The sequence below is a fragment of the Acidovorax sp. NB1 genome (assembly GCF_005405905.1).
Classification (GTDB): domain Bacteria; phylum Pseudomonadota; class Gammaproteobacteria; order Burkholderiales; family Burkholderiaceae_C; genus Acidovorax.
On sequence record NZ_BJHU01000057.1, the window covers coordinates 113,263 to 135,435 of the forward strand.

Genomic DNA, 22,173 nt, shown 5'->3' on the forward strand with positions numbered 1-22,173 from the left:
TCTATTGCACTTCACGGCGTGAATAGCGATAGTGCGTCTTTCAGAATTTCGCAAGACGCAACAATGGACCACCTCGACACCCTGCGCTGCTTTGTGACCGTGGCCGATGCGGGCGGCTTTGCCGTGGCGGGGCGGCGCCTGGGCTGCTCTGCGGCGGCCGTCACGCGCGCCATTGCGGCGCTGGAGGCACGGCTCGGTGTGCTGCTGTTCCAGCGCAGCACGCGTTTGGTGCGGCTGACCGAGGCGGGCGAGCGTTTTCTGGCCGACTGCCGCCCCATCCTGAACGACCTGCACGAGGCCGAGCAGACCGCCAGCGGCGCGCAGGCACAGCCGCAGGGGCTGCTGTCCATCACGGCGCCGCAGATGTTTGGCATCCAGCATGTGGCGCCCATCGTGCGCGACTTTCTGCAGGCCCAGCCGCGTGTGCAGGCGCGCACGCTGTTTGTGAACCGGCTGGTGCACCTGTTGGAAGAAGACATGGACGTGGCCGTGCGCATTGCCCACCTGCCCGACTCAGGCCTGACCGCCCTGCCCGTGGGTGCGCTGCGGCGGCTTGTGGTGGCGTCACCCGACTACCTGGCGCGCCACGGCGAGCCGCAGCACCCGCAGGACTTGGAGCAGCACCGGGCGATTGCGTTCTCGTTCGACGCGCGCGCCGCCGCGCCCTGGAAGTTTGCCGACGCGCTGGTGGGCCAGCCGCAGATCGCGTGGATCAGCAACGCCAACGAGGTGGACATCGCCGCCGCCGAGGCGGGCCTGGGCCTCACGCGCTGCCTGGCCTACCAGGCCGCTGCCAGCCTGCGCGCGGGGCGGCTGCGCATTGTGCTGGCCGGGTTTGAGCCCCCGCCGGTGCCCGTGCACATCGTCTACCCCGCCGGGCGGCGCGCGCCCGCCAAGGTGCGCGCGTTTGTGGAGTTTGCGCGCGAGCGGCTGGCGGCCGAGCCGGTGTTGCAGGGCCGGGGGCTGGTGCGGGGTGGAAGGCGCTGATTCTTGGTACTTTTTTGGCCGTTACCGCGCGCCCATCATGCCCAACAAGCTATCAAATAAATAGCAAACTAACCAAAAGAAGGGCTGGTGAACCAGATTGCGGCGATGACCAGCGCCAGCACCACACACAGCACCAGGGCAGACGCCGCCTGGCCCGGTGTTTCGTCGAACTCGAAGTGAAGAATGCCGGACACCGTGTCGGCAACGGCATCGGCCGCCCGCGCACGGAAGATGAAGCCCAGCACCGCAAACGCCGCCGCGCCGTACTGCACCCAGTGGCGCAGCACCGGATCCATGCCCGGGCCGTCGTAGGCAAGCGAATGCGCCAGGCCATACAGCCACCAGCCCGCCACGCCAACCGGCGCGCCAAAGAAGGCGCCGATCAGCGCATAGCCCAGGCGGTCCAGAAAGCCGTGCATGCAATGCGGCGGTGGCTTTTTAACGGCCGCTCATCAAATCAATGGTGGTGGCCATGGCCGCCGTGCACATGGCGGTGGGCCACTTCTTCGGCCGATGCCGCGCGCACTTCGGTCACCTTGCAGCTGAAGACCAGGGCCTGGCCCGCCAGCGGGTGGTTGCCGTCCAGGTGCACCTCGGGGCCCTTGATCTTGACCACGTTGAACACGGCGGGCTGGCCGTCGTTGCCCACGCCCTGCAGCTGGCCGCCCACCTTCACACCGGGCGGGAACTCGCTCTTGGGGATGGTGCGCACCAGGCTTTCATCGCGCCCGCCGAAGGCGTCTTCCACGGCCAGCTGCAGCGTGGTGCTGAAGCCTGCGGCCTGGCCTTCGAGGGCGGCTTCGACCTTGGGGAAAATGTTTTCATAGCCGCCATGCAGGTAGGCCAGGTTACCCGCGTCCAGCGGTTTGCCCTGGGGCGTGGTCACCTTGTAGCTGATGGTGACGGCGGAGTCTTTGGTGATGTTCATAGGTCTTGCTTAACAACGCGGATCGGGACCGTGGATTGTCCACGACCCGCGAGTTGGGGCATTGGCAGCGGAATGTGGAAGTTCGCGCCTCAAACACGAAACACCCGTTCGGGCTGAGCCTGTCGAAGCCCTGCGCGGCACTTCGACAGGCTCAGCGTGAACGGCGGCAAGGGGTGGCCGACAACTCACCCAGCCGCTGCGACACTTTCAGCCGGGCGCTCTTCCTCGGTCTGACCGGGGTAGCGCGCAAACCGGCGCGGCGTGGCGCCGTGCACCGGGTCCTGCTCGGGCCAGGGCCAGCCGCCAAACTGGGTGCGGCGGTAGTCGTTCATGGCCTGCATGATCTCGGCCTGCGTGTTCATCACAAACGGGCCGTACTGCGCCACGGGCTCGCCAATCGGGCGGCCTTGCAGCACCAGGCATTCCACGGCGGTGCTGCCGGTGTTGGTCAGCAGCCAGTCTTCACCAGCGCGCATTTCGAGCGCGGCGTGGCGGTCCACCTCTTGCGGGCCCACACGCAGGCGGTCGCCCACAAAGAAGTACAGCATGCGCTGTGTGTTCTCCCCCTTGGCGGCGGGCAGGGTCCATTCGGCACCGGGCTCCAGGTGCAGCGTCCAGATGGCCACGTCGCCCTCGGGCTGCGAGGCCCAGGACTCGGGCGGCGGCGACAGAGGGTCGGGCACGCCAGGCGGCGTACCGGGCAGCGCACCGGCCACCACCGTCACCGTGGTCTTGCGGCCTGCGGCGTCGGCATGCACCACACGCGGGATGCGCTCGTTCCACAGCATGGTGAAGTGCGGCTCCACCATCTTGTTGCGCGCGGGCAGGTTCAGCCAGATCTGGAACAGCTCCAGCGGGTTGGGCCCGTCGGCGTTGAGCAGCGGGAACATCTCGGAGTGCACGATGCCCTTGCCCGCCGTGACCCACTGCACATCCCCACCGCCAAAACGCGCGGCCGCGCCCAGCGAGTCGGAGTGGTCGATCAGGCCCTTGCGCACCAGCGTCACCGTCTCGAAACCCCGGTGCGGGTGGCCGGGGAAGCCGGGCACCGGGTCGCCGTGGTACATGCTCCAGCCGTCCTTGCGGCTGAAGTCGCTGCCGATCTGGCGGTCATCGATGGGCACGGCGGGCGCGAAGGCGCCATTGCCTGCGGGGTAGGCATCGTCGTGGTGGGCGCAGAAAAGAAACGGGTCGAGCGTGGGCCACTGCGGCCCCAGCAACTGGGCGCGCACGATGGGCACCAGGGGGGTGGTTGCAGCAGGTGTGGACGACGACATACGAAGGCTCCTCGTGTTGTGCGCCACCACTATCGGGCGGCATGCCTGTGGAATATGGCGCCAATGGTGCCCGAGCAGAAGTGCGCCGCATGGAACAGTGCGGTACACCCCGCAGGACAGTGGGGCGCTGGATGCCCGCGCTCACTGCCAGAAATACAAGCAAAAATGGGCACTACCGCCCATTGATATTGCCCTAATAGCTATATTATTTATAGCAATCCATTTCTCAGTGCGCCACCACCTGCGCACCCGCACCCGGCGACTGCGCGGGCCGCAGCACCAGGCCGCCCAGCAGCGCCGCCACCAGCGAACCCGCTGCCGCCACCCAGAAGGCCAGCTGGTAGCCCCCGTTCAGCGCCACCTGGGCCGATGCGCCCGCCTCGCGCAGCGCGCCCGTGCGCGCATCGGCCAGGCTGGCCAGCACGGCCAGGCCCAGCGCGCCGCCCATCATGAAGGCGGTGTTGACCACGCCCGACGCCAGGCCCGAATCCTCCGGCTTCACATCGCCCATGGCGGCCAGCAGCAGCGGATTGAGCGCAATGCCCGCCCCCACGCCCAGCAACAGCATGCCCGGCAGCACATGCAGCGCAAAACTTCCGCCCACCGGCGCCAGCGCAAACAGCACCAGGCCCACGGTGGCCAGCACCAGGCCCCAGCCCAGCGTGCTGCGGATGCCATAGCGCATCACCACCCAGGCCGACAAGCCCAGCGAGCAGCCCGCCATGATCAGGTTGGAGGGCAGGAAGGCCAGGCCCACCTGCATCGCGTCGTAGCCCAGCACCAGCTGCATGTACAGCGCCGACAAAAAGAACCACGCAAACATCCCTGCCGCCCACAACACCCCCACCACGTTGGAAATGGCCAGGTTGCGCAGCCGCAGCAGGGCCAGCGGCACCAGCGGCGCGGCCACATGCGATTCGATGTACAGAAACACCAGCAGCAGCGCCGCCGAGGCGCCCAGCAGGCCCAGCGATTGCGGCGAGGTCCAGCCCGCCTCGTTGCCGTTGACGATGGCATACACCGCCAGCATCAGCGACGCGGTGATGGTGACCGCGCCCGCCACATCCAGCCGCTGCCCGTGCGCCTGCCCCTTGCCGCCCGGTAGCAGTGCCAGGCAGGCCGCATAGATGGCCACACCCACGGGGATGTTGACCAGAAAGATCCAGTGCCAGCTGAAAGCGCTGGTGAGCACCCCGCCCAACAGCACGCCAATGCTGCCCCCGCCCGCACACACAAAGCCATACACCCCCATGGCCCGCGCGCGCTCGCCGGGTTCGGTGAACAGATTCATGATGAGCGACAGCGCCACGGCCGACACCACCGCCCCGCCCACGCCCTGCACCGCGCGCGCCGCCACCAGCAGCCCTTGCGTGTGGGCCAACCCGCAGGCCAGCGACGCGAGGGTGAACAGCGTGATGCCCGCGAGGAACAGCCGCCGGTGGCCGTACAGGTCCCCCAGCCGCCCACCCAGCAGCAGGCAGCCGCCAAACGTGAGCATGTAGGCGTTGACCACCCACACCAGCGAGGTCTCGGTAAAGCCCAGGTCGGCCTTGATGCTGGGCAGCGCCACGTTCACGATGGTGGTGTCGAGCACGATCATCAGCTCGCCCAGGCACAGCAGGATGAGCGCGGGCCAGCGTGCGCGGCCTTCGATGGGGAGGGTCATGGAGGTCAATGGGAATGTGAAAAACGCAGACAACGCGCCCGAGAGTTTGTCACGCGCGCGGCGCTTGCGGCTTGCGACGGGCGCGGCGCAAAGGCCAGTGCACCCGTGGATCTGGCTCCGCCAGTCCACCGGGTGCGTCCCCCTCCCAGGGGGAAGCCGCGCAGCGGCTCAGGGGGTCTTCGTGTACTTTGCTTGCATGATCTGGCTCCAGCTGCCGTCCGGCTGCTGGCTGAATGAGGTGAGCGTGCGCTCGCCCGGCCCCACGAGGGTGATCACATCGCGGTAGCGTGCCGTCTTGCCGTCGCCCTGGAAGCTCGGGCCTTCGGTCTCCAGCGTCAGCACCTTCTGGTCGTCATCCAGCGTGCCCCGATACACCCACATGTGGCTCATCATCGACCCCACCCAGGTGCCCAGAAACACGTTCTGTTCGGGGTCGTAGCCCAGCGTCATCTGCATGCGCGCCGCGCCGCCGTCGGGCATGGTGCCCGTGCCTTCCAGAATCACCCACAGATCGCCCAGCGCGCGCCCGCGCTCAGTGCCCACGGATTGCCCGGCGGGCTCGCCGGGTGGCGCGTCACAACTGGAGCTGCTGGTCCAGTCGCCGATCAGCTGCTGCAGCCAGCGGTGCATGGCATGGGGTTCGGAGTTCATCATGGGTGTCTCCTGGGGGGTGAATCGATCAAAGGAAGGAAAGATGCTGGGTCGGGTGACTCGATGCGCGGCCAGCGCGTTTCACGTTTATTCCGGCCCCACCACCATCCACGGCACGCCAAAGCGGTCGGCCACCATGCCAAAGGCCTGCGAGAAGAACGTTTTGGACAGCGGCATCTGCACCTGGCCGCCATCGGCCAGCGCGTGGAACAGGCGCTCGGCATCGGCCACGCTGGCGGGGCTCAGGGCCAGCGAGATGCCCTGAAAGCTGGCCTTGCCCGAACCCATGCCGTCCGACGCCATCAGCGTGGTCTGGCCGACAGAAAACTCCGCGTGCATCACCATCTCTGGCGTGGGTCCGCTGCCGCTGCCGTCGGCGCAGCCCGGGGCGCTGGCCGGGTCGGGGTTGTCCTTGTAGCGCATGAGAACTTTGACCTGGGCGCCCAGCGCACTGCGGTAGAAATCCAGCGCCTCTTCGCAGCGGCCTTCAAACATCAGATAGGGCTCGACTTTCATGGGGGTCTCCTGGCGGGTTGGGGGAGCAAAAGAGAGGGTCGGCGTGCAATTGTGAACACCGTCCACAAACCATAACAAAGATAATGGACAGTGTCCACATCCAAAACAACATGCACGTAACCACCGGCAACACGCCCGAACCGGCCCGCGCTGCGGCCCGCAGCACCTACCGCCATGGCGACCTGCACCGCGCACTGCTGGACGCAGGCATCGAGCTGGCCCGCCAGGGCGGCCCCGATGCCGTGGTGCTGCGCGAGGCCACGCGCCGCGCGGGCGTGGCGCCCAACGCGGCCTACCGCCACTTTGCCAACCGCGACGACCTGCTGGGCGCCGTGCGCGCCGCCGCCGTGGCCGCCGCCGCACGCTTCATGGAGGCCGAACTGGCCCAGGTGCCCGCCACCGGCACCGCCACCCAGCAGGCCCACGCCAAGGTGCGCGCCGTGGGCGCGGGCTATCTGCGTTTTGCCCAGGCCGAGACAGGCCTGTTCCGCACCGCGTTTGGCGGCCGCTTCACCGTGCAGCAACAACCCGACCCGGCCCTGGGCGGCGCCACGGGCCTCAACCCCTTTGAGCACCTGAGTGCGGCGCTGGACGACCTGGTGGCCGCACGCGCCCTGCCCGCCGCGCGGCGCCAAGGCGCGGAATACCTGGCCTGGTCCACCGTGCACGGCATGGCCCTGCTGGCCATCGACGGCCCGCTGCGCGGCACGCCGCAGACCATGCTGGACGGGCTGGGGCAGCGGCTGCTGGACATGGTGGAGCGGGGGATCTAAGCCCGGAGCTTCAGAGATCCCTCAAGGGTTTTAGGCCCTCTGCGCGCGTCCATCATCCCTTTTCAGCTATTTAATTCATAGCATTTCAACACCATACAACCGCGCTGTGGCCCGCAGCCGCTGCACCAGCGCACGGCGCAGCGCGGCGGGGCGCAGCACCTCGACCTGGGGCGACAGGCGCATCAGCTGCCCGCAGGCATGTTCCACCGACTCGATGGGCATTGACACCGCCACGCGCCCATCGTTTCGGCGCGATGGCTTGGCGGCCGCCACCGCACGCGCCACGGCGCTGCTGAGCACGCGCAGGCCCCGGAGCCCGGCGGGCGTGGCCAGCACCTGCGCGTGGCCGGTGTAGATCTCCGATTCAAAACGCTGGATCGACGCGGCCCAGTAGCCCGGCAGATCAAACCGCGCGGGGCGGCGCACCGGCGTGGCCAATGCGGTGGCGGCGCGGATGCTGGACACGCGGTAGGTGCGCGGGCCGCCCTTTGCCGTGCCCGGTGCGGCCGCCGCCCCTGCGGACGCCACGGGCAGCGCCACCAGGTACCAGACCCCGGCCTTGAGCACCAGGCCCAGCGGGCTCACCGTGCGCTCCACGGTGTCGGCCCAGCTCTCGTAGCGCATGCGGATCTGGTGGCCGTTCCACACGGCGGCGGCCACGGCCGTCAGGTGGGGCGTGGGCTCGCTCTCGCGGTACCAGTCCACCGGGTCCAGGTGCAGGCGGGTGCTCACACGCTGGGCGTCGTCGCGCCACCCCGCGGGCAGCGCAGCCAGCAGCTTCAGCCGCGCACCCTCCACATCACCACCCAGGCCCAGGTCCTGCGCGGGGCCGGGCAGGCCGCTCAGGAACACGGCCTGCGCCTCCGACGGCGTGAGCCCGGTGAGCGTAGTCTTCCAGCCCGGCAACAGCGCAAAGCCGCCATGGCGCCCACGCTCGGCATAGATGGGCACACCGGCGGCGCTCAACTGGTCCACGTCGCGGTAGAGCGTGCGCACCGACACCTCCAGCGCCTCGGAAAGCGCCTGCGCGCTCATGCGGCCCCGGGTTTCGAGAAGCATCTGAAGGGAAAGCAGGCGGCTGGCGCGCATGGGGCAAAAAAGGGCGTGGTGGGAGCAACAAGAGCGGCCCAAAAAACTCAGCGAGGCGGTTCTGGCCAGGCGCCGCGTTGCAGGCAGTGCGCGTAGTAAGAGCAATACGACATGACACGGCAACGACGCCAGAAGAGTTTTGTGAGCCGCTCTGACAAGCGATGCACAAAGATATCCCAAATACCTGCCACAAGGTGGCAGGTATGGCGGCGCAGACTGCGGGCTCGTTGTGTTTTTCGCCCGTTTTCTCACCAGGAGCCCCGCATGCCCGAAGCCCTCATGGCCCCGCCACCCCCACCCTGCGCAGCCCCGCCCGCCGCCGACGAATGCGCCGTGGTCGAGCTGCGCCAGTACACGCTGCACCCGCAGCAGCGCGACGCGCTCATCGACCTGTTCGACCGCGAGTTCGTGGAGACGCAGGAGGCCCACGGCATGCGCGTGCTGGGCCAGTTCCGCGACCTGGACCGGCCCGACATGTTTGTGTGGCTGCGCGGCTTTGCCGACATGGAATCCCGCCGCCGCGCGCTCGAAGGCTTCTATGGCGGACCCGTGTGGGCCGCGCACCGCAATGCGGCCAACGCCACCATGGTCGATTCGGACAACGTGCTGCTGCTGCGCCACGCCTGGCCCGGCGCCGCCATCGCCCTGCCCCAGCACGCGCGCCCCGCGCCCGGCAGCGGCGGCGCAGCACCGGGGGTGCTCACGGCCAGCATCTTCCCGCTGCGCGCGCAGCCCACGCCCGCGCTGCTGGCGTTCTGCCGCCACCGCATGGCCCCGCTACTGCAGCGCAGCGGCGCGCGCCAGGTGGCGTGGTACTGCACCGAGGCCAGTGCCAACACCTTCCCCCGCCTGCCCGTGCGCGAGGGCGAACCCGTGCTGCTGGCGCTGGCCCTGTTTGGCAGCGCCGCAGCGGCCCAGGCCGCGACCCACAGCCACGCCTGGGAGCGCGGCGTGGCCCCGGACCTCGCGCCCTGGCTGGCGGGCCCACCCGACACCTTGTGCCTGCAGCCCACGGCGCGCAGCGCCCTGCACGCATGAAACCCCACCAGAACACCACCATGACCACGCCCCATCTCATCACCATCCCCTCGCCCGCCGTGGCCCCCAGCGCCGCGCGCGACTTCGACTTCCTCATGGGCCCCTGGCGCATCCGCAACACCCGACTGGTGCGGCGCCTGGCAGGCTGCAACGACTGGGAGGTGTTCGACGCCATAGGCACCGTGCACCCACTGCCCGCCAGCATCGGCAACTACGATAGCTTCACGCCCCAGGCCTGGAAGCCCGGCTTTGTGGGCATGGCGCTGCGCGTGTTCAGCCCCGAGTCGCAGCGCTGGAGCATCTACTGGCTCGACAACCTCACCGGCGGCCTGGACCCGGCCACCGGCCAGCTGCTGCCGCCCGTGGTGGGAGGCTTCCAAAACGGCGTGGGCCTTTTTGAAGGCGAGGATCTGTTCGAGGGCCGCCCGGTGCGCGTGCGCTTCGAGTGGTCGCAGATGCACACCGGCGCACCGCGCTGGCAGCAGGCGTTTTCGGACGACGGCGGCGCGACCTGGGAAGTGAACTGGGTGATGGAGATGGCGCGGCCGGTGTGAGCGTCGGCAGCCTGCGCCCCATCCAGTTAGCACCCAGGCCCAAAAATTTTGATCCAAAACAGCCCCTGCCTCCTGATGGCAGGGCGCTATTAGCTATCAAATCAAGAGCATCAACTCACACCGCCTGAAGCGCGGCTTCCTGCGCCGGGAAGTCGGTGGACGCAGCCACCGCACGCCACTGCGCCGTCTCTTTCGCCACAAAGGCATGTTTGTCGGCAATGGTCTGCAGCGTGTCCGTGCCCAGCGGCAGGCGCAGCGGGGGCGTGGGGCTGGCCACCAGCTGCATCACGGCCTGGGCCAGGCGCACGGGGTCGCCGGGCTGGTTCAGGTTGATGCGGCGCGCGGCCTCGCGCACGGCACCGGCGCTCTCGGCGTAGTCGTCCAGCACGCGGGGCGACACGGCCAGCGAGGCGCTGTCCAGGAATTCGGTGCGGAAGTACCCCGGCTCCACCACGGTGGCGTGGATGCCCAGCGGCGCCAGCTCGGCGTGCAACGCCTCGGTGATGCCCTCGACCGCGAACTTGGTGGAGCAGTACAGGCCGAACCCTGCGGCCGACTGCACCCCGCCCAGCGAAGAGATGTTGACCACGTGCCCGGCGCGGCGCGCGCGCATCGCGGGCAGCACGGCGCGGGTCACATGCAGCAGGCCGAACACGTTGGTGTCATACAGGCGCAGCACTTCATCGGCCGTGGCTTCCTCCACCGCGCCCAGCAGGCCGTAGCCCGCGTTGTTGACCAGCACGTCGATGCGGCCGAAGCGATCGAGCGCGGCGCCCACGGCCTGGCGGGCCTGGGCCTCGTCGGTCACGTCCAGCGCCAGGGGCAGCAGGGCGTCGTGTGCGCCCAGGCGCTGCTCGACGGATGCAGCGCTGCGCGACGTGGCGATGACGGCATCGCCCTGGGCCAGAGCGGCCTCGGCAATGCGCGCCCCGATGCCGCGCGAGGCGCCGGTGATCATCCAGACGCGGGGGTACGAAAAGCCGGTGGTAGCGGCTGGGGTGGAGGTGGTGTGTGCAGCAGTCATGGCAGGTCCTTGAGGTGTGTTGAGCAATGGGAGGGTGCCCCATGGCGGTGAACTTTAGGCAATGCATTGCCAATCGACTAGCCCATAATCCATGGATTCATTGACAAGCATTACTTGCCAATTCACAACCCACAATACCCACCCCAATCACCTCGCTCACCCCTCCACCATGGCCATCAACGAACTGCGTGCCATTGCCAACTTTGCCAAGGCGGCCGAGCTGGGCAGCCTGCGCCAGGCGGCGGCCGCGCAAGGCATCACGCCCCAGGCATCGAGCCAGCTGCTGGTGCAGCTCGAATCGCACCTGGGCGTGCGGCTGTTCCACCGCACCACGCGCAGCCTGGGCCTGACCGAAGAAGGCCGGCAGTTTCTGGCCTCGGCGCAGCCAGGCCTGGCCACGCTGCAGCAGGCGGTGCAGGGCGCGCGGCGCGGTCGCGAGGCAATGGCGGGGCCGCTGCGCATCGTGGCGCCGCGCTCCATCCTGCTGGAGGTGGTCTGGCCGGTGCTCGACGCGTTCTGCCGCCGCCACCCGCTGGTGGAGCCCGATGTGCAGCTGGACGATCGCATCGGCAACTGGGTGGAAGACCGCGTGGACGTGGGATTCCGCTCGGGCTACCCGCCCGAGGGCGGCGTGGTGGCGCGGCGGCTGCTGACACTGCAGCTCATCGTGTGCGCAGCGCCCGCCTACATCGCGCGCCACGGTGCGCCCGCCAGCATCGACGACCTGGCGCAGCACCGTTGCAGCGGCTTTCGCCACGCTTCCACCGGCAAGCCCATGCCGTGGGAGTTCCAGGTGGGCGACGACATCGTGGCGCGCACCATCCACCCCGCGTTCTGCACCAACGACATCGAGGTCGAGGCGCGCGCGGTGCTGGGCGGCCACGCGGTGGGCCAGCTGGTCGGCGTCACGGCCGCGCCGCTGGTACGCAGCGGCCAGCTGGTGCCGCTGCTGCCCCAGCATGTGGCAGAGCACCTGGCGCTGTATGTGTACTACGGCAGCCGCACGGCGCTGCCCGCGCGGGTGCGGGCGTTCATCGACCTGGCGGTGGAGATGGTGGCCCACAACCCGGCCTATGTGCTCACACCGCAGGAGCTGGCGGCAGGCACCGCACCCACAGCACCCGCGAAGAAGCCCCGGCCCCGCAAGCCCGCGCAGTGAACACGCGCGGGCAGCCGGTCAGGCCGCGAAACCGCCGTCGATCAGCAAGCTCGCCCCCGTCACCATGCCCGATTCAGGCCCGGCCAGGTAGGCCACCATGCCCGCGATCTCGTCGGGGTCGGCGTGGCGGTCCAGCGCCATCAGGCCGTGCATGTCGCCCGCCATGGGGCCGTCGGCGGGGTTCATGTCGGTGTTCACGGGGCCGGGCTGCACGTTGTTCACGGTGATGCCGCGTGGCCCCAGGTCGCGCGCCAGGCCCTTGGTCAGGCCCACGATGGCGGCCTTACTCATGCCATAGACGCTGAAGCCGGGCCATGGCACGCGGTCGGAGTTGGTGCTGCCGATGGTGATCACGCGGCCGTAGGCGCCGCTCTGGCCCATGTGGCGCACGGCGGCCTGTGTGGCCACGAACACGGCGCGCACGTTCACGTTGAGGGTGCGGTCGAAGTCGGTCAGCGCAAAGCTGTCCAGCACACCCGCCACGGCCACCCCTGCGTTGTTGACGAGGATGTCCAGGCGCCCCAGCGCGCGGGCGGCGTGGTCCACCGCCTGTGTGAGGGCGGCCGCATCGGCGCTGTCGGCCTGCAGGGCCAGGGCCTTGCCGCCCGCAGATTCGATGGCCGCCACCAGCGCCTGGGCCGGTGCGGCCGAGCTGCTGTAGGTGAAGGCCACGGCCGCGCCGTCGCGCGCCAGGCGCCGCACGATGGCCGCGCCAATGCCGCGCGCGCCGCCAGTGACGAGCGCCACCTTGCCCGCCAGGGGCTGGTGGGTGGGGGAGGTTGCCAAAACAGAAGACATGGTGTTTCTCCAAAAAAGGGGATCAAAAAAGGTTCCACAACGAACCAGGAGCCCCTGCAGTGTCAGAAAACCATTGCCCGCGCGGTAGCCACCAATGGGATGGATAACTTTCAACCAAAGGTTGAAAATGCCAGCCATGCAACCGCTCAGCCACCTCGAATCCTTTGTGCAGTCCGCCGAGTCCGGCAGCTTCTCGGCCGCTGCGCGGCACATGGGCCTCACGCCTGCGGCGGTGAGCAAGAACGTGGCGCGGCTCGAAGCCAGCCTGGGCGTGCGCCTGTTCCAGCGCAGCACGCGGCGCCTGACACTGACTGACGGCGGGCAGCGGCTGCTGGCGCAGATCGGGCCGCCGCTGACGGCACTGGCCGATGCGGTGGACCATGCGGCCGAGGCCGAGCAGCAGCCCGCAGGCACGCTCAAGGTGAGCATGGGCCAGGCCTTTGGCCGCGCCTACCTGGTGCCGCTGCTCACCGAGTTTTTGCAGCGCTACCCCGCCATCCAGCCCGACTGGCGTTTCGAGAACCGGCAGGTGGACCTGATCGGCGAGGGCTTTGACGCGGGCATTGGCGGCGGCCTGAACCTGAACCCCGACATGGTGGCGCGCACGCTCGGGCCCATCCACCTGGTGGTGGTCGCGGCCCCTGCGCTGCTGCAGGGCCGCAAGGCGCCGCGCCACCCGGCCGACCTGGCGGCATGGGACGGCATTGCCCGCCGCGCCATCCGCACCGGGCGTGTGCCGGTGATCACCCTGCGCAACAAGGCAGGCGCGGCCGCGCCGGTGGAGTTCCGCCCCCGCATCGTGTTCGACGACCCCGAGGCCATGTGCCAGGCCGCGCTGATGGGCCTGGGCGCGGCCGTGCTGCCCATGCCGTTTGCGCAGCCCTGGCTGGCACGCGGCGACCTGGTGCGCCTGCTGCCCGGCTGGTGGGCCGACGCGGGGCCCACCATGCTGTACTACCCCAGCAAAAAGCTGCTGCCCGCGCGCACGCGGGTGTTTGTGGACTTTGTGGTGGAGCAGTTCAGCCAACGCGGGTTTGCGCAGCGGGTGCGGGCGGATTGAGGCGACAGGCCCTGCAGCTGCATCCATTCACCACTTCCTCTTTGGCTGGCGTAAAGGTGGCGGCTTCTACACTGGCAAGCACATCCCGCGTCCCACCCAAGGAGTCCGCATGCCCATCCGCCAGCCCGCCTGTTGTGTCTCGTTGTCGCTGTGCCTGCTGGTCGGCGGGGCCGGCCTGACGGCGGGCGCTGTGCATGCGCAAACCGCCGCTGCATCCACCTGGCGCGAAACGGCCACCGCAGAAGAACAGGCGCTGGACGCCGCCGCCTTCCAGCCCGTGGAGGCCGCGCTGGCCACGCAGTACCCCGATGTGCAAAGTGCGGTGGTCGTGCTGCGCGGCCGGGTGGTGTACCGCTTCTACCGCGACGGCGAGCCGGAGAGGCTACGCGATACCCAGTCCGCCTCCAAAAGCGCGCTCTCGGCACTGCTGGGCACGGCCCTGGCCCAGGGGCGCATCGGCAGCGTGGACCAGCGCGTGGTGGACCTGGTGCCCGAATGGGCGCCACTCAACCCCGACCCGCGCGCCGCCACCATCACGCTGCGCCACCTGCTGACGCTGACGGCCGGTTTTGCGCTGGACGGCGGCCCGCGCACCCGCGCGGGCACCGCAGCGCCTTTGCCCGTTCGCGAGGCCTGGGCCAGGCCGCTGGCGGCCGACCCGGGGCAGGTGTTTGCGTACGACAACTCCGTGACGCCGCTGCTGGTGGCCGTGCTGGAAAAAGCCACCGGCATGCCCCTGGCCGACTATGCGCAGCAGCAGTTGGTGGCGCCCCTGGGCCTGGCTGCGCCGCGTTACCAGGGCAGCATCGTGCACCTGCGCACGCTGGACATGGCCAAGCTGGGCCAGCTCTATCTGCAGCGTGGCCAGTGGAACGGCCAGACCCTGGTGCCCGAGGCGTTTGCCGATGCCTCGATACAGGTGCAACACGCGGGCGGCCCGCCCGTGGGGCTGCCCTACGGCTACCTGTGGTGGGTGGTGCCCGGCAAGGCCGCGCGGCCCACCTTCATGGCCAGCGGGTTTGGCGGGCAGTTCATCTGGGTGTATCCGCCGCTCGACCTGGTGGTGGCCACCACTTCCACCGTGTCACCCGAAAGCGGCCAGCGCGGGCAGGCGCTGCAGCTCATCCGCAACCCCGTGTTTGCAGCGGCGCAGCGGCGGGTTGCGGGCGAGCCCCGGTAGAGCATCGGACGCCCCAAATTTGAAGTTTTTTCAGCCCTTACCGCGCGTCCGTCAAGCGCTGATAGCTATCATTTTTGGACCACCACCACGCAGCCTGCGGTACGGCCAGGGCTGAGAGCCTGTTTTAAGGCTTGCGCACAAACGCCACCTCCAGCCCCTTGGCCGTCACGGTGATGGGCCCCGGCTGCAGGCCCAGGCCGTCGAACACGGCGGTGTCCTGCGGGCGCAGCTGGTGCAGCGTGACTTCGCGCAGCGACTGCTCGGCCAGCACCGGGCCGTAGGCGTTGAGCAGATCGGTCACCGCAGGCTTGAGGGTGGGGAAGTCCAGCCGCCCCAGCTTGATCTGGTGCGCGCGCAGCGTGCGGTCGCTGGCCTCGTAGCGCAGCGCAAATTCCACATCAAAGGTGCCACCATGGCTGCGCCGCAGCGCAGGGCCTGCCGCGTCCACGGCCATGGTGGCGCCCAGGCGGTTGACCTCGGGCAGCAGGCGCAATTGCGGTGCCTGCAGGTTCAGATCGAACAGGCCCTGCACCGGCACGCTGCGCGGGAACTTGGTGGCCACCATCTCCTGCAGCTGGGCCAGCGGCACGGTGTAGCTGGGGAAGGCCCATGCGCCGCGCCCTGCCAGCAACCATGCCGCGCTGCCCAGCGCAAGGCGGCTGGAGGTGGTGGTCAGAAATTGGCGGCGGTGCAGCATGGGCAAAAACTCCTTGAACGGAGGTGGGATACCGGCGCGGGCAAAAGGTGCCGCCCGGTTGGCCTGCTCGCCTCAGCGTGTTCTGGCAGACCGCGTTGCGGTGGCGAACGGAAGCGGGCCGGAGTTTTTTGCAGGCCATGGGGGTGCCCATGCCTGTGCGCCGTGGTGGCGCGGCTCGGCGCCTCGAAAAAACCAATCAAAATAGCTTCCACCGCCTGTCAATCATGCGCTGGCAGCTATCCTTTTTGAATCGTCAACGGCCCACCACCGACCAGCCCGCCTGCTGGTTGGTCTTGTCGTTCTCGTACTCCCAGGCCGTGCCGCAGCGGTCGCACACGTAGCGGGTGAAGGTCACCGGTCCGTGGTCGCGGTCTTCCTTGCGGTTGCCGCGCTGCACCAGCTCGGCGTGGCCGGGGGCCTTGCGCCAGTTGCGCTGGATGCCCTGGCAGGGCTCGCACAGGGCCATGGGTTGCAGTTCGCGTTGGCGGGCCGGGTCTTTGGTCATGGTGGGGTGGCCTTCTTGTGTTGGCAAGCGGTGGGGAATGAGGGGGCGCCGCGTGTGCGGCAGGGCGGCTACTGTAAGGCACGGGCGCCCCGCCCCGGCAGCACACGGGCTCGATTGCCTGTCAAAAGGGCCGTTACCGCGCGATAGACAATCGTTTTAAGCTATCAAAACAAGAGCATCAACAACTACAGCGCCTTGCCCATGCGCGCGTTGTGCAGCACCACGCCCGCGCGCTCCACCGCCTGGCGCGCTTCCACGGCAAAGCCCTGGGCCGCAAAAAAGGGCTCGGCCACCAGGCTGACATCCGCCCACAAACGCACCAGCCCCTGCTGCGCGGCCTGTGCATGGATATGCGCCATCAGCGCGTGGCCCACGCCCTGGCGCGCAAAGACTGGTGCCACAAAGAACATGTCGATATAGCCACTGGGACTGGACTGCAGATCCGCAAAACCTGCGATGGCGCCGCCATCGGCCTCAGCCACAAAGGGCTGGTTGGCCTGCATGCGCGCGGCCCATTGTGTGGCGTCGTGTTCGGCGGAGGCCCAGGCGGCCCGTTGCTCGGCGCTGTAGTGGCTGCTGGTGAGATGGTGCACTGCGGCGTGGAAAACGCTGCGCAGTGCCGGCGCGTCGCCGGGGCGGAAGCTACGGATGAAAAAGGTGGGCATCAGCTGGCGGCAAGAAGGTGGACGTCTGCGCCGAGTGTGCCCTTTGTGCGCTTGGCGTTCGCGTGTTGTATGCCCCGCGTGGGCCGTGCGCCAGTGCGGCCATGGCACCGGCGGCGCCATGGCTCAGGCTTCAGGGCTTACTTGTCCAGCTCGGCGGCCAGCATGTCCCAGCTGGGGTACGAGCTTTCGTCCAGCGTGATCACGCCCTTGCCAGCGGCAAATTTGAAGGCGGTGGTGCCGGTGCGCGCAAATTCCAGGGTCTTGAGCTTGCACACGGTGGTCTTGGAAGGCGCGTCGCTGCAGTAGCGCGGGGCGTTGTCCACGATGGCGCCTGCCGCGTAGCGCACCTGGCGCAGGTGGTCCACGGTCTGGAAGCTGTCCTGCTTCACGTCCATCTTCACATCGCAGCCGCACGACTGTTTGAGGGTGCTGGCCGCCGCCTTGAGGGCCGGGGTCACTTCGGCGGCAAAGAAGTCACGTTCGGCCTTGCCCGCGTGGGCCAGCGATGCCGCAGCCAGGCTCAGGGTGGCGACGAGCAACAGGGAAGTCGTTTTTTTCATGGTTCTCCAACGGGTTAGGCATGCGCTGCAGGCCCCGCCCCTCCCGGGCAGACGGGCCACGGTGGAAGTGGTCACGCAAGCGCTGAAATTGTGGAGCGCGCCCCACCCGGCACTTGTAACGGTGTGGTAACGGTGCATGCAATTTGAGCAACAGGTCATGCAAGGGCATGGGCCGCGCGACGCGCTCTGTGCGCGGTGAACCTGGCAGGTTGCGGCACCTGTCATGGCGGACGGGGCGGACCAGGCTGTTGGCCTCAGCCCCGCGCCAGCGCCGCCCGCAACTGCGCGTGGGCCGACCCGTTCACATCGGGCGGCAGCTGGTGCTTGGACTGCAGGTAGTGGTGGGTGAACACGTCCAGGTAGGCGTCGAGCACCTGCGCGGCCTGCTCCTCGCCCGCCAGCTCCAGGCACAGCGCGGCGACTTCGGCGGTGCAGAAGTGGTCTTCGCGGCGCGAGCGGCGCAGGCGGTAGCGCGAGATCTGTTCGGGCTGCAAGCTCAGCACGGGGAAGCGGTCGAGGTACGGGCTTTTGCGGAACATCTTGCGCGCCTCGGGCCAGGTGGCGTCGAGCAGGATGAACAGCGGGCGTTTGCCATCCGGCGCGCCCTCAGGCGCTACCTGCGTCACCACCCGTTCAGGCGCCACAAACTCGCCGGGGAAGACCACATAGGGCTGCCACTGCGGGTCGGCCAGCAGCGCCAGCAGGCCGGGCTGCACCTCGGTGCGCGCCCAGCCAAAGGCATAGGTGTCGGCCACCACGTCGGCGATCAGCCAGCCGGTGTTGCTGGGCTTGAGGGGTTCGGTGTCGGCCATGAGCAGGCACATGCCCGCACGCGTTGGCACCTCGGGGCGCAGCGCACACAGGCAGTGGCTGGGCACCAGGCGGCAGCCTGCGCAGCGCTCGCCCTTGGGGCCGCCCCGCGCCAGAAAGGGCTTGGCGCTACGGGCCAGGCGCTCGGCGCGCAGGCGCGAGACCGCGTGGGGAACGCGCGCACTCGCCTGCGGCGCAGGTGCTGGCACAGCGGTTGTGGTCACTGCCCGCCCGCCTGCTCCAGCGCAAACAACGGCAGTTCGGCCTGGCGGCTCAGCCACACGCCGCCGCCCAGCTCGATCGCGCCCTGCTGCAGACCACGCCGGTACAGCTCGGCCCGGTGGCGGAACACGCGGTTGTCGGTCAGGTCTTCGTCGATGATGTCTCGCTCATAGTCCTCGCGCGAGACGGCTTCCACATACAGCGCGCCTTTGGACAGGCGGCCCAGGTTGTGCAGCGCGGTCTTCAAGTCTGGCGGGCTCAGGTAGGGCAGTACCCCCTGGCAGATCACAAAGTCAAACGGCGCGTCGGCCACATAGTCCACCACCGATCCCTGCTGCCAGCCAAAGCGCTCGCACAGGTAGGGGCTGAACTCCACGCCCTGGTAGCTGGCAGCGGGAAAGTGCTGCGCCACGATGTCCTTCCACAGCCCGATGCCACAGCCCACGTCGAGCACGCGGTGCACCGGCACACGCAGGTATTTGAGGTAGCTGCACACAAAAGTGCCCAGGCGCTCCATGTGCTGCGGGTCCACCACGCTGGTCTTTTTGTCGAAGTAAAAGCGCTGGTAGTAGGCCTCGTCGAAGGTGGTGGCGCTGGCGGATTTCAATGGGCGGTCCTTGTGGGCGGGGTACGGGAAGAGAGAGGGCGAGAGTATCCCGCACCTGCGTGAGGGTGAGCGTGCGCGTGGGCAGGCGTGTAGTCTGTCGCCATGGATTCGATGATTGCTGCCGCCGCCCGCGCATTGGCTGCGGGCGATGCCCTCACCGCACTGCAGCGCGTAGCCCTGCGCGACGACCCGCCCGCGCTGGCCCTGCGCGGCATCGCCATGGCCCAGCTGGGCGAACACCCACGTGCCCGCGAGCTGCTGCGCCGGGCTGCCCGCGCGTTTGGTGCCCACGAGCCCGTGGCCCGCGCCCGCTGCGTGGTGGCCGAGGCCGAGGTGGCGCTGGCCCAGCGTGACCTGGGCGGCGACGGCTCTGCGCCCCTGCTGGCAGCCGCCCACACGCTGCAGGCCCACGGCGACACCACCAACGCGCTGCAGGCGCTGCTGGTGACGGCGCGCAGGCTGGTGCTGCTGGGGCGGCTGGTCGAGGCATCCGACCTGCTGGCCACCCACCCAGCCGACGGTGCGCCCGCGCCCACACACCTGTCCGCCCCGCTGGCCGCCGTGGCCGCACTCACCCGTGCGGAGTTGGCGCTGCGCGCGCTGCACATCGACGCCGCACACACCGCCTTGCAACATGCCAAGCGGGCCGCACAACACGCTGGTGTGCCCGCGCTGCAGGCCGAGGTGGCCCACGCGCGTGCGCTGCTGACCCAGCCCGCCGCGCGCCTGCTGGGGCCGGGCGGCGAGCAGGCGCTGCGGCTGCAGGACGTGGCTGCGCTGCGCGCATCCAGCCACACGCTGGTGGTCGATGCGTGCCGCCACGCTGTGCATACCAGCGGCGTGGCGCTGCCCCTGGCGCGCCGCCCTGTGCTGTTTGCGCTGGTGCGCGCGCTGGCGCAGGCCTGGCCCGGCGATGTGGACCGCGAGGCGCTGATTGCAAGCGTGTTCCGCACGCGCCACCCCGACGAGACGCACCGCGCCCGGCTGCGCGTGGAGCTGGGCCGCCTGCGCAAGCTCATCGCGCCGCTGGCGGGTGTGGAAGCCACGGCGCGCGGCTTTGTGCTGCGGCCTTTGGCGGGCCACACCGTGGCCGTGCTGGCCCCGCCGGTGGATGGCGCGCAGGGCGCGCTGCTGGCGCTGCTGGCCGACGGCGCGGCCTGGTCCACATCGGCCCTGGCACTGGCCGTTGGCGACAGCCAGCGCACCGTGCAGCGCGCGCTGGCGGAGCTGGAGGCCAGCGGCCAGGTGCGCGCCATCGGCCAGGCCCGCGCCCGCCGCTGGGTGGCTGCGCCGCTGGTGGGATTCACGACGATCTTGTTACTCCCCACCACGCCGCCAAATCCCTAAAGTGGCCTCACCGCCCACCGCACCACTTCTTCAGCGTGCACCGGGCACCCTCGCAAGGAGCCATCGACATGACCGACACCACCCTGGAATCCCCCCGCGACGCCGCCTGCAGCAGCCAGACCGGCGACACGCCCGCGTCCCACCTGCACCTGCCCATTGCCTCGCGCCGCCCCGCCGAGGTCGTGCGCGAATACGGGCCCTTTGGCAGCGCCAGCGCCGTCCACGGCGTGACGCACGACGGCCAGCGCGTGTGGGCCGCCACGGGCGAGCAACTGGTGGGCTTTGACCCGGCCAGCGGCGCCACCACCCACACGCTGGCGGTGGTGTGCGACGCGGGCACGGCATTCGACGGCACCCACCTCTACCAGATCGCCGAAGCGCGCATCGACAAGATCGACCCGGCCACCGGCCAGGTGCTGGCCACCATCCCCGCACCCGGCGGCGGCAACGACTCAGGCCTGACCTGGGCCGAAGGCAGCCTGTGGGTGGGCCAGTACCGTGACCGCAAGATCCACCAGATCGACCCGGCCACGGGCGCCATCCGCCGCACCATCGAATCCAACCGCTTTGTGACCGGCGTGACCTGGGTGGACGGCGAGCTGTGGCACGGCACCTGGGAGGGCGAGGAAAGCAGCCTGCGCCACATCGACCCCACCAGCGGCGCCGTTCTGCAGCAGTTGGACATGCCCGCAGGCGTGGGCGTGAGCGGGCTCGAATCCGACGGGGCAGGCTTTTTCTACTGCGGCGGTGGCGGCAGCGGCAAGGTGCGCGCCGTGCGGCGGCCCGGCGCCCAGAGCGCCTGAACCCGCGTCACTTGGGTGGGCGGTGCAGCGCGCAGAGCTTGTTGCCGTCCGGGTCGCGCACATAGGCCAGGTAGAGCCGCCCGCCCGGACCTTCGCGCCAGCCCGGGGGGTCTTCGCAGGTGGTGCCGCCATTCGCCACCCCGGCCGCGTGGAAGGCATCGGCCTGCTCGGGCGACTGCATCGCAAACCCGATGGTGCCGCCATTGGCAAACGTGGCGGCCTCGCCGTTGATGGGCGTGGTGATGCCAAAGGTGCCGTGCGGGCCCCGGTAGAAATAGCGGTTCTTGTTGGCCACACCGGGCGGCACATCCAGCGTGCCAAGCAGTGCGTCGTAGAACACCTTCGACACCTCCAGGTCGTTCACGCCGACCATCACATGACTGAACATCGTCTTGTCTCCATAGGGCCCCGGGGGGCTGGTTGATATGCGCTCAAAAGCACGAGCATGTTACTTGTTGGTAGCCCCGCGCCCCGTTCTGCCCAGCGCACGCGGAATTCTCCAAAACCCTGCAGCCCTCCTGCCCCATTCTTTCAAGCCAAAATGGCCCTCTGCGCGCGACCATCAAGCGCCATAAGCTATCAAATACATAGCAAACATCCTAGATCCACACCGCACAGCCGCCCATGCAAGCTCCTTCCCACGCCCGCCCCGTCCCCCTCGACAAGGCCTACCGCCTCCTCAACCACGGCCCCACCGTGCTGGTGTCGGCCGCCCACGCGGGCCAGCACAACGTGATGGCGGCATCGTGGGCCTGCGCGCTGGACTTTGCGCCGCCCAAGGTCACGGTGGTGCTCGACAAGGCCACACGCACGCGCGAACTGGTGGAGGCCAGCGGGCTCTTTGCGCTGCAGCTGCCCACCGTGCCCCTGGCCGCCCTCACCGTGGCCCTGGGCACCGACAGCGCCAAGACCCAGCCCGACAAGCTCCAGCGCCACGGCGTGGAGCTGTTCGACGCCCCCGGCCACCCCACCCCAACCACGCCGCCGCTGGTGCAAGGCTGCGCCGCCTGGCTCCTGTGCCGCGTGATCCCGGAGCCCCACAACCAGCAGGCCTACGACCTGTTCATCGGCGAAGTGGTGGCAGCCTGGGCGGACGAGCGCGTGTTCCGGGACGGGCACTGGGAGTTCGACACCGCGCCGGATGCGCTGCGCACGCTGCACTACGTGGCGGGCGGGCAGTTTTATGCGACGGGGGCTTCTGTCAGGGTGTGAGCCCGGGTGCAGGGGGCGCATCGCCGTTGCGGCAGGCAGTGCGGG

At 69.1% G+C, this 22,173-nt stretch carries 26 protein-coding genes; 10 read left to right on the top strand and 16 right to left on the bottom strand.

The window, feature by feature from the left end:
* Nucleotides 1-63: 63 nt before the first annotated feature.
* Complete coding sequence (locus AvAM_RS23245) at nucleotides 64-987, top strand: LysR family transcriptional regulator (RefSeq protein WP_137749277.1); 924 nt, start codon at nucleotides 64-66, stop codon at nucleotides 985-987.
* A gap of 68 nt (nucleotides 988-1,055) precedes the next feature.
* Here the strand turns inward: AvAM_RS23245 and AvAM_RS23250 are convergent, their stop codons facing one another.
* From AvAM_RS23250 to AvAM_RS23275, 6 genes are all read right to left on the bottom strand, one after another.
* Nucleotides 1,056-1,406, bottom strand: coding sequence for a hypothetical protein (locus AvAM_RS23250; RefSeq protein ID WP_137749278.1), 351 nt, complete (start codon nucleotides 1,404-1,406; stop codon nucleotides 1,056-1,058).
* Nucleotides 1,407-1,444: 38 nt separating this feature from the next.
* Nucleotides 1,445-1,915 (bottom strand): peptidylprolyl isomerase, encoded by a 471-nt coding sequence (locus tag AvAM_RS23255; RefSeq protein WP_137749279.1) that lies wholly within the window; start codon nucleotides 1,913-1,915, stop codon nucleotides 1,445-1,447.
* Nucleotides 1,916-2,100: 185 nt separating this feature from the next.
* Complete coding sequence (locus AvAM_RS23260; protein WP_137749280.1) at nucleotides 2,101-3,192, bottom strand: pirin family protein; 1,092 nt, start codon at nucleotides 3,190-3,192, stop codon at nucleotides 2,101-2,103.
* A 226-nt stretch (nucleotides 3,193-3,418) separates the two neighbouring features.
* Nucleotides 3,419-4,858 carry an MFS transporter gene (locus AvAM_RS23265; RefSeq protein ID WP_137749281.1) on the bottom strand — a complete coding sequence of 480 codons (1,440 nt, stop codon included), beginning with the start codon at nucleotides 4,856-4,858 and terminating at the stop codon, nucleotides 3,419-3,421.
* 168 nt (nucleotides 4,859-5,026) lie between these two features.
* Nucleotides 5,027-5,512, bottom strand: a complete 486-nt coding sequence (locus AvAM_RS23270) for a DUF1579 domain-containing protein (protein WP_137749282.1) — start codon at nucleotides 5,510-5,512, stop codon at nucleotides 5,027-5,029.
* 84 nt (nucleotides 5,513-5,596) lie between these two features.
* On the bottom strand, nucleotides 5,597-6,025 hold the full coding sequence (locus tag AvAM_RS23275; protein ID WP_137749283.1) for a VOC family protein: 429 nt from the start codon (nucleotides 6,023-6,025) through the stop codon (nucleotides 5,597-5,599).
* A 110-nt stretch (nucleotides 6,026-6,135) separates the two neighbouring features.
* On the opposite strand from AvAM_RS23275, the gene AvAM_RS23280 reads away from it, so the two are divergent.
* The gene (locus AvAM_RS23280; protein WP_137749284.1) at nucleotides 6,136-6,798 is read left to right on the top strand and encodes a TetR/AcrR family transcriptional regulator; all 663 of its coding nucleotides are present in this window, start codon (nucleotides 6,136-6,138) and stop codon (nucleotides 6,796-6,798) included.
* A 75-nt stretch (nucleotides 6,799-6,873) separates the two neighbouring features.
* Here AvAM_RS23280 and AvAM_RS23285 read toward each other — a convergent pair whose 3' ends face one another.
* Nucleotides 6,874-7,887 carry a YafY family protein gene (locus tag AvAM_RS23285; protein WP_137749285.1) on the bottom strand — a complete coding sequence of 338 codons (1,014 nt, stop codon included), beginning with the start codon at nucleotides 7,885-7,887 and terminating at the stop codon, nucleotides 6,874-6,876.
* Between the two features lie 264 nt (nucleotides 7,888-8,151).
* Between AvAM_RS23285 and AvAM_RS23290 the strand changes: the two genes are divergently transcribed.
* Complete coding sequence (locus AvAM_RS23290; protein WP_249368333.1) at nucleotides 8,152-8,925, top strand: NIPSNAP family protein; 774 nt, start codon at nucleotides 8,152-8,154, stop codon at nucleotides 8,923-8,925.
* A 20-nt stretch (nucleotides 8,926-8,945) separates the two neighbouring features.
* The gene (locus tag AvAM_RS23295; RefSeq protein ID WP_137749286.1) at nucleotides 8,946-9,479 is read left to right on the top strand and encodes a hypothetical protein; all 534 of its coding nucleotides are present in this window, start codon (nucleotides 8,946-8,948) and stop codon (nucleotides 9,477-9,479) included.
* A gap of 115 nt (nucleotides 9,480-9,594) precedes the next feature.
* On the opposite strand, the gene AvAM_RS23300 is transcribed toward AvAM_RS23295, so the two are convergent.
* The gene (locus AvAM_RS23300; RefSeq protein WP_137749287.1) at nucleotides 9,595-10,503 is read right to left on the bottom strand and encodes an oxidoreductase; all 909 of its coding nucleotides are present in this window, start codon (nucleotides 10,501-10,503) and stop codon (nucleotides 9,595-9,597) included.
* A 169-nt stretch (nucleotides 10,504-10,672) separates the two neighbouring features.
* Between AvAM_RS23300 and AvAM_RS23305 the strand changes: the two genes are divergently transcribed.
* Nucleotides 10,673-11,662, top strand: a complete 990-nt coding sequence (locus AvAM_RS23305; RefSeq protein WP_137749288.1) for a LysR family transcriptional regulator — start codon at nucleotides 10,673-10,675, stop codon at nucleotides 11,660-11,662.
* 18 nt (nucleotides 11,663-11,680) lie between these two features.
* Here the strand turns inward: AvAM_RS23305 and AvAM_RS23310 are convergent, their stop codons facing one another.
* Nucleotides 11,681-12,460 carry an SDR family oxidoreductase gene (locus tag AvAM_RS23310; RefSeq protein ID WP_137749289.1) on the bottom strand — a complete coding sequence of 260 codons (780 nt, stop codon included), beginning with the start codon at nucleotides 12,458-12,460 and terminating at the stop codon, nucleotides 11,681-11,683.
* 136 nt (nucleotides 12,461-12,596) lie between these two features.
* On the opposite strand from AvAM_RS23310, the gene AvAM_RS23315 reads away from it, so the two are divergent.
* Complete coding sequence (locus AvAM_RS23315) at nucleotides 12,597-13,520, top strand: LysR family transcriptional regulator (protein ID WP_137749447.1); 924 nt, start codon at nucleotides 12,597-12,599, stop codon at nucleotides 13,518-13,520.
* A gap of 109 nt (nucleotides 13,521-13,629) precedes the next feature.
* The gene (locus AvAM_RS23320) at nucleotides 13,630-14,700 is read left to right on the top strand and encodes a serine hydrolase (protein WP_137749290.1); all 1,071 of its coding nucleotides are present in this window, start codon (nucleotides 13,630-13,632) and stop codon (nucleotides 14,698-14,700) included.
* Between the two features lie 124 nt (nucleotides 14,701-14,824).
* Here the strand turns inward: AvAM_RS23320 and AvAM_RS23325 are convergent, their stop codons facing one another.
* The 6 genes from AvAM_RS23325 to AvAM_RS23350 form a co-directional block, all read right to left on the bottom strand.
* Entirely contained in the window at nucleotides 14,825-15,397 is a 573-nt protein-coding gene (locus AvAM_RS23325; protein ID WP_137749291.1) for a DUF1439 domain-containing protein, read from the bottom strand.
* Nucleotides 15,398-15,650: 253 nt separating this feature from the next.
* Nucleotides 15,651-15,902: a hypothetical protein gene (locus tag AvAM_RS23330; RefSeq protein ID WP_063459727.1), complete on the bottom strand. Its 252-nt coding sequence runs from the start codon at nucleotides 15,900-15,902 to the stop codon at nucleotides 15,651-15,653.
* 185 nt (nucleotides 15,903-16,087) lie between these two features.
* Nucleotides 16,088-16,567 (bottom strand): GNAT family N-acetyltransferase, encoded by a 480-nt coding sequence (locus AvAM_RS23335; protein WP_137749292.1) that lies wholly within the window; start codon nucleotides 16,565-16,567, stop codon nucleotides 16,088-16,090.
* 137 nt (nucleotides 16,568-16,704) lie between these two features.
* Complete coding sequence (locus AvAM_RS23340; protein ID WP_137749293.1) at nucleotides 16,705-17,127, bottom strand: hypothetical protein; 423 nt, start codon at nucleotides 17,125-17,127, stop codon at nucleotides 16,705-16,707.
* Between the two features lie 254 nt (nucleotides 17,128-17,381).
* Nucleotides 17,382-18,161 carry a tRNA-uridine aminocarboxypropyltransferase gene (locus AvAM_RS23345; RefSeq protein WP_249368334.1) on the bottom strand — a complete coding sequence of 260 codons (780 nt, stop codon included), beginning with the start codon at nucleotides 18,159-18,161 and terminating at the stop codon, nucleotides 17,382-17,384.
* Nucleotides 18,158-18,766 carry a trans-aconitate 2-methyltransferase gene (locus tag AvAM_RS23350; RefSeq protein ID WP_137749294.1) on the bottom strand — a complete coding sequence of 203 codons (609 nt, stop codon included), beginning with the start codon at nucleotides 18,764-18,766 and terminating at the stop codon, nucleotides 18,158-18,160. Before AvAM_RS23350 ends, AvAM_RS23345 begins: the two co-directional genes overlap by 4 nt.
* A gap of 102 nt (nucleotides 18,767-18,868) precedes the next feature.
* Here AvAM_RS23350 and AvAM_RS23355 point away from each other — a divergent pair, with 102 nt between their 5' ends.
* Complete coding sequence (locus AvAM_RS23355) at nucleotides 18,869-20,113, top strand: helix-turn-helix domain-containing protein (protein ID WP_137749295.1); 1,245 nt, start codon at nucleotides 18,869-18,871, stop codon at nucleotides 20,111-20,113.
* Between the two features lie 68 nt (nucleotides 20,114-20,181).
* The gene (locus AvAM_RS23360) at nucleotides 20,182-20,916 is read left to right on the top strand and encodes a hypothetical protein (protein WP_249368337.1); all 735 of its coding nucleotides are present in this window, start codon (nucleotides 20,182-20,184) and stop codon (nucleotides 20,914-20,916) included.
* Nucleotides 20,917-20,923: 7 nt separating this feature from the next.
* Here AvAM_RS23360 and AvAM_RS23365 read toward each other — a convergent pair whose 3' ends face one another.
* Nucleotides 20,924-21,304 (bottom strand): VOC family protein, encoded by a 381-nt coding sequence (locus AvAM_RS23365; RefSeq protein ID WP_137749296.1) that lies wholly within the window; start codon nucleotides 21,302-21,304, stop codon nucleotides 20,924-20,926.
* Between the two features lie 236 nt (nucleotides 21,305-21,540).
* Here AvAM_RS23365 and AvAM_RS23370 point away from each other — a divergent pair, with 236 nt between their 5' ends.
* Nucleotides 21,541-22,128, top strand: coding sequence for a flavin reductase family protein (locus tag AvAM_RS23370; RefSeq protein WP_137749297.1), 588 nt, complete (start codon nucleotides 21,541-21,543; stop codon nucleotides 22,126-22,128).
* Nucleotides 22,129-22,173 lie beyond the last annotated feature (45 nt).

Bases quoted from the DNA above. Each gene is read 5' to 3' on its own strand.
- AvAM_RS23245 (WP_137749277.1), top strand. From the start codon at position 64: ATGGACCACCTCGACACCCTGCGCTGCTTTGTGACCGTGGCCGATGCG.
- AvAM_RS23250 (WP_137749278.1), bottom strand. From the start codon at position 1,406: ATGCACGGCTTTCTGGACCGCCTGGGCTATGCGCTGATCGGCGCCTTC.
- AvAM_RS23255 (WP_137749279.1), bottom strand. From the start codon at position 1,915: ATGAACATCACCAAAGACTCCGCCGTCACCATCAGCTACAAGGTGACC.
- AvAM_RS23260 (WP_137749280.1), bottom strand. From the start codon at position 3,192: ATGTCGTCGTCCACACCTGCTGCAACCACCCCCCTGGTGCCCATCGTG.
- AvAM_RS23265 (WP_137749281.1), bottom strand. From the start codon at position 4,858: ATGACCCTCCCCATCGAAGGCCGCGCACGCTGGCCCGCGCTCATCCTG.
- AvAM_RS23270 (WP_137749282.1), bottom strand. From the start codon at position 5,512: ATGATGAACTCCGAACCCCATGCCATGCACCGCTGGCTGCAGCAGCTG.
- AvAM_RS23275 (WP_137749283.1), bottom strand. From the start codon at position 6,025: ATGAAAGTCGAGCCCTATCTGATGTTTGAAGGCCGCTGCGAAGAGGCG.
- AvAM_RS23280 (WP_137749284.1), top strand. From the start codon at position 6,136: ATGCACGTAACCACCGGCAACACGCCCGAACCGGCCCGCGCTGCGGCC.
- AvAM_RS23285 (WP_137749285.1), bottom strand. From the start codon at position 7,887: ATGCGCGCCAGCCGCCTGCTTTCCCTTCAGATGCTTCTCGAAACCCGG.
- AvAM_RS23290 (WP_249368333.1), top strand. From the start codon at position 8,152: ATGCCCGAAGCCCTCATGGCCCCGCCACCCCCACCCTGCGCAGCCCCG.
- AvAM_RS23295 (WP_137749286.1), top strand. From the start codon at position 8,946: ATGACCACGCCCCATCTCATCACCATCCCCTCGCCCGCCGTGGCCCCC.
- AvAM_RS23300 (WP_137749287.1), bottom strand. From the start codon at position 10,503: ATGACTGCTGCACACACCACCTCCACCCCAGCCGCTACCACCGGCTTT.
- AvAM_RS23305 (WP_137749288.1), top strand. From the start codon at position 10,673: ATGGCCATCAACGAACTGCGTGCCATTGCCAACTTTGCCAAGGCGGCC.
- AvAM_RS23310 (WP_137749289.1), bottom strand. From the start codon at position 12,460: ATGTCTTCTGTTTTGGCAACCTCCCCCACCCACCAGCCCCTGGCGGGC.
- AvAM_RS23315 (WP_137749447.1), top strand. From the start codon at position 12,597: ATGCAACCGCTCAGCCACCTCGAATCCTTTGTGCAGTCCGCCGAGTCC.
- AvAM_RS23320 (WP_137749290.1), top strand. From the start codon at position 13,630: ATGCCCATCCGCCAGCCCGCCTGTTGTGTCTCGTTGTCGCTGTGCCTG.
- AvAM_RS23325 (WP_137749291.1), bottom strand. From the start codon at position 15,397: ATGCTGCACCGCCGCCAATTTCTGACCACCACCTCCAGCCGCCTTGCG.
- AvAM_RS23330 (WP_063459727.1), bottom strand. From the start codon at position 15,902: ATGACCAAAGACCCGGCCCGCCAACGCGAACTGCAACCCATGGCCCTG.
- AvAM_RS23335 (WP_137749292.1), bottom strand. From the start codon at position 16,567: ATGCCCACCTTTTTCATCCGTAGCTTCCGCCCCGGCGACGCGCCGGCA.
- AvAM_RS23340 (WP_137749293.1), bottom strand. From the start codon at position 17,127: ATGAAAAAAACGACTTCCCTGTTGCTCGTCGCCACCCTGAGCCTGGCT.
- AvAM_RS23355 (WP_137749295.1), top strand. From the start codon at position 18,869: ATGGATTCGATGATTGCTGCCGCCGCCCGCGCATTGGCTGCGGGCGAT.
- AvAM_RS23360 (WP_249368337.1), top strand. From the start codon at position 20,182: ATGACCGACACCACCCTGGAATCCCCCCGCGACGCCGCCTGCAGCAGC.
- AvAM_RS23365 (WP_137749296.1), bottom strand. From the start codon at position 21,304: ATGTTCAGTCATGTGATGGTCGGCGTGAACGACCTGGAGGTGTCGAAG.
- AvAM_RS23370 (WP_137749297.1), top strand. From the start codon at position 21,541: ATGCAAGCTCCTTCCCACGCCCGCCCCGTCCCCCTCGACAAGGCCTAC.